Raw genomic sequence first — 3,959 nt, forward strand, 5'->3', positions numbered from 1 at the left:
ATAGCGTTCAATTGGCTGAAACAGGACCATACGTCATACAGAGCATAATTGGGCTTGGTGATGTAGATGCTGACATTCAAATGCAAGCAGCCCCTTACCAGCAGGGAAGAACTTACATCGATAGTAAACTGATACCTCGTTTTATCAATATTGAGGTCTTGATAAAAGGTACCAACGATGAAGACATTTCAACGAAAAGAGAACACCTTGGGAAGGTTTGTAACCCGGTCTCAGGACAACTGAGAATCCAATACGAATATGGAGGGAGAATCAAAGAGACATATGGTGCCGCGGATCATGTGCCAAGGTATTTAAGTGGTGAGGGTCGGTCACGTACTCATCAAATTGCTGTTATAGATTTGACATGCCCAAACCCATTTTGGCGCACGCTTCAACAAACTCAAGAACCTACTTTTGAGCCACGGTTCCGATTCCCGGTCAGTGGACCTTTTATCTTTGGTATTCAGCGTGACCGAAGACAGATGATCAATGACGGTGACAGCCCTGCGCCGATCTTTGTCGAGTTTCATGGACCAGCGCTTAATCCTATGATCATTAATAATACAACTGGTGAGTTTATCAAGATCAATCAGGAGTTGCTTGAGGGCGAGATCATGGAGATCGACACAGAGGCAGGCACAGTGTTTTTTGTGGAGTCAGACGGTACCCGGCGCAATGTATTTAACTGGATTGATGATGCTGCAACATTCTTTGAGCTTGCAATCGGGGAGAATGATATCGAATACACGGCAGACAGCGATATCCAGGGTGCAATCGTAAATATCACATACAGCAAGCTATACAACGCAATATAAAGGAGTGAAAACATGCCAGAGTTCAGTTACTTTTTTAACGCAAATGAAGTGTCACCGGGCGTATATGACCGGGTGTATTTAGCGAGTGATTTTGCTGATTATTTTGGGGACGTGCTGTCCTCAGGATTGTTGCATGTGGACGGTCAACCCTCATTAAAAGCCGTCGTACAAAACGGAACATTGGAAACCATTATCGAGCCGGGTCGTGCGATCATAAAGGGTTATCGTTATAAAAACACGACCGATAAAGTTTTAACTCATAATATCGCTGATCCCACGCTTGATCGCATTGATCGTTTTGTAGTTAGGCATGATCTCAGAAACAGCGAGCGAGAAACTGTCACGGTAATTAAAGAGGGGGAATATGCTGAAAATCCCGTACCCCCTGCACTCCAACGTGATAATTTTATTTACGAGATTAGTCTTGGTCAGGTAAGGGTCAGAGCAAACACTTCATCATTAGAGGCTACTGATTTTATCGATGAGCGACTGGATGAGGATTTGTGTGGACTAGTGTATTCACTGATCAGTATCCCGACAGATCAACTGCAGGCATGGATTACAGCTCGTCAGGCAGAATTGCAAATTGAATCTGACCAATTTTCTACTGATCTTGCAGATGCGACGGCTCAACTACAGCAGGATCTCCTGGACTTCGCGCAGATCTTTAATGATTGGTTCGAGGAACAGCAGGGAGAAGGTTTCTTGCTAGCATCTGAAAAAGGTCAGGTTAATGGAGTAGGCACACTCAATGGTGCTGGAAAGCAGCCGACGGCCGAGGTTAACACAGAAGTGGCTGATTTCCTTACGACGCATCCGGCGGACTACGTGAAGCATCCGGGATATGGGTTAGCCAGTGGAGAAAACGCTAAAACGATTACGTTAAGTCCTGCTCCATCTGTATTAGTCGAAGGATTAGGGGTAGTGTTTAAAAATGCAACTCAAAATACCGGACCGGTTACTCTTAATGTTAACAGTTTAGGTGCTGTTAGTGTAATAAGTTCAGATGGTAGCGTTTTGTCATCAGGCGACTTAAATGCAGAATCCGTCTATACAGTGCGCTACAATGGTACGGCTTTTATCTTACAGGGTGAAAGTGGGGTGAAAATTGATGGTCAAGTAGAAAGTGAATATGAGTTGGGAGGTGCTGTAGGTGCTGGCGATCCCGTTTATACAGTCATTAACCAAAATAAACTAGCTGACGCTAACATTTTGCCAACTAATAACGGATTTGGTGTTGCCTATAGTAATGATGGGGTTTACAAAGCGGTAGCTCATGTTTCTTCTCCTTATATTACTATTTACAAACGATCAGGAGACACGTTTACTAAATTAGCAAATCCAAGTACACTTCCAACATTAAATGCTTTTTCTGTGGATTTTAGTAGTAACGGAGACTATCTTGTTGTCGGTCATACAAATTCTCCTTATATTACTATTTACAAACGATCAGGAGACACGTTTACTAAATTAGCAAACCCTTCTGCGTTACCTACGGGAAACGCTAGTGGTGTGGCTTTCAGTCCTGATGACACATATTTAGCGGTAGCACATGCTACATCTAGATTTTTGACTATCTACAAACGATCAGGAGACACGTTTACTAAATTAGATGATCCTTCTATCTTACCAACAGGTTCAGGAAGAGGCGTTAGTTTCAGTTCTGACAACACTTATTTAGCGGTAGCATTTGCTACGTCTCCATTTGTTTCATTTTACAAACGATCAGGAGACACGTTTACTAAATTAGATGATCCCTTATCGTTACCTGATGGTGAGTGTCGTTCTATCGAATTTAGGCCGGATACATTTCAGGTTGCAGTAGGTGTTTCTGCAGGTGATAGATTTATAACTTATTCAAGAAATGGCGACACATTTACTAAAGAGCAGTTGGCCGATGTAATTCCAACTAGTGCTGTTTTGGGGGTGTCCTATAGTTCTGACGGTAAGTTCTTGGCTATAACTTACGGAACCAACTCTCCTTATGTGAACTTGTATAAAGTTTATAACAATTTGTCTTATGTTGGTCAGATGGATATATCTCCTACAGGTAGTGGTCAAGGTCTGGCTTTTGGTGTAGGTTCTACCTACCTTTCTGTTGCTCACCAAACCACACCCTTTGTAACGGATTACAAGATTTCAGAGTTAGCATATCTGTCTAACCTTAGTATCAAAAACGATGCATTCTCATACGGTTTTTCTAAAAACGCAGGTATATCAGGTGATACGATATTAATCTCTGAAATATGGAAGGGGCTAACGTAATGTTTATTAAAACAAATAGCGAAAACGTTATCACTGACTGTATCGCTTATGAAGTTGAAGGTTATATTGAAATTCAGTTGGATGAAGTTCCTATAGGTATTAATGGCGGATGGTTTAAATATGAAAATGGTGCAGTGCTAGAGTATCCGGATTTAAAACCAAAAAATGAATCAGAAGAAATTGAAGTCTTAAAAAATCAACTTGCTGATCTATGGAACGTTGTTTTAACAGGAGGGCTGTAAATGAACGCACCGAACAGTTTAGATCAATCAAAGACAAATGGGTATAAGTTTCTTATATCAATGAACCGTCTGACGATTGATGACGTACCTGAACCATATAAGGGGTGGATTAATGCGGGATATTAAACACTCGGAATATTATACGTCGTTGAGGACACCTTGGAAATAGGTGTATTTTTTATGTCTTAGAAGGTCATTCCTCTCTATTTGTTGAACCATTACAACAGGGAGGAATAATATCTATGACAAATATCAAAGCTGAAAATTTACTATTATTTTTATCTGAATACCAGCATGCGAAACAAAAAGCTTTTAATAGCGTACTGGTTGAACTTTTAATCGAACACGGACTTGTGAAAGATAAAGATGCACTTAATGAAAAAATAAGTGCTGTAATGGACGAAAGAATGGATGATATTTTAAAAGAAATTGAAAAACTTATAGATTTGAAAAATAAAAAAGAATTATAAGGGCATCTCAACTGAGGTGCTCTTTCGTTTGTGAAGGTGGTGAAACGATGAAATCTTTAAGGGTCATAAGAGATTTTGAACAGCTGGGGGAAATTAAACAATATAACTCAATATTGCTGGCTCACAGATATCATACGGTTGGAGAGGTTGATCTCAATATCAATTTT

Annotated in this window: 5 protein-coding genes; all 5 read left to right on the forward strand. The window is 40.5% G+C overall.

Annotation, left to right across the window (positions count from 1 at the left end; all coding sequences use genetic code 11):
- A partial coding sequence (locus H7968_RS17895; protein WP_227397371.1) for a phage distal tail protein occupies window positions 1–815 on the forward strand: 815 nt, incomplete at its 5' end.
- Window positions 816–827: 12 nt separating this feature from the next.
- Window positions 828–3,080: a WD40 repeat domain-containing protein gene (locus H7968_RS17900; RefSeq protein WP_227397372.1), complete on the forward strand. Its 2,253-nt coding sequence runs from the start codon at window positions 828–830 to the stop codon at window positions 3,078–3,080.
- Window positions 3,080–3,322: a hypothetical protein gene (locus H7968_RS17905; RefSeq protein ID WP_227397373.1), complete on the forward strand. Its 243-nt coding sequence runs from the start codon at window positions 3,080–3,082 to the stop codon at window positions 3,320–3,322. Before H7968_RS17900 ends, H7968_RS17905 begins: the two co-directional genes overlap by 1 nt.
- Entirely contained in the window at window positions 3,323–3,448 is a 126-nt protein-coding gene (locus H7968_RS18075; RefSeq protein ID WP_264476796.1) for a hypothetical protein, read from the forward strand. It begins immediately after the preceding gene.
- Between the two features lie 116 nt (window positions 3,449–3,564).
- Window positions 3,565–3,792 (forward strand): hypothetical protein, encoded by a 228-nt coding sequence (locus tag H7968_RS17910; RefSeq protein WP_227397374.1) that lies wholly within the window; start codon window positions 3,565–3,567, stop codon window positions 3,790–3,792.
- The last annotated feature ends 167 nt before the right edge of the window (window positions 3,793–3,959 follow it).

It is taken from the genome of Jeotgalibacillus aurantiacus (genome assembly GCF_020595125.1).
Classification (GTDB): domain Bacteria; phylum Bacillota; class Bacilli; order Bacillales; family Jeotgalibacillaceae; genus Jeotgalibacillus; species Jeotgalibacillus aurantiacus.

What these genes read in the sequence shown, in the direction of transcription:
- H7968_RS18075 (WP_264476796.1), top strand. Translation starts at nt 3,323, where the DNA reads ATGAACGCACCGAACAGTTTAGATCAATCAAAGACAAATGGGTATAAG.
- H7968_RS17905 (WP_227397373.1), top strand. Translation starts at nt 3,080, where the DNA reads ATGTTTATTAAAACAAATAGCGAAAACGTTATCACTGACTGTATCGCT.
- H7968_RS17900 (WP_227397372.1), top strand. Translation starts at nt 828, where the DNA reads ATGCCAGAGTTCAGTTACTTTTTTAACGCAAATGAAGTGTCACCGGGC.
- H7968_RS17910 (WP_227397374.1), top strand. Translation starts at nt 3,565, where the DNA reads ATGACAAATATCAAAGCTGAAAATTTACTATTATTTTTATCTGAATAC.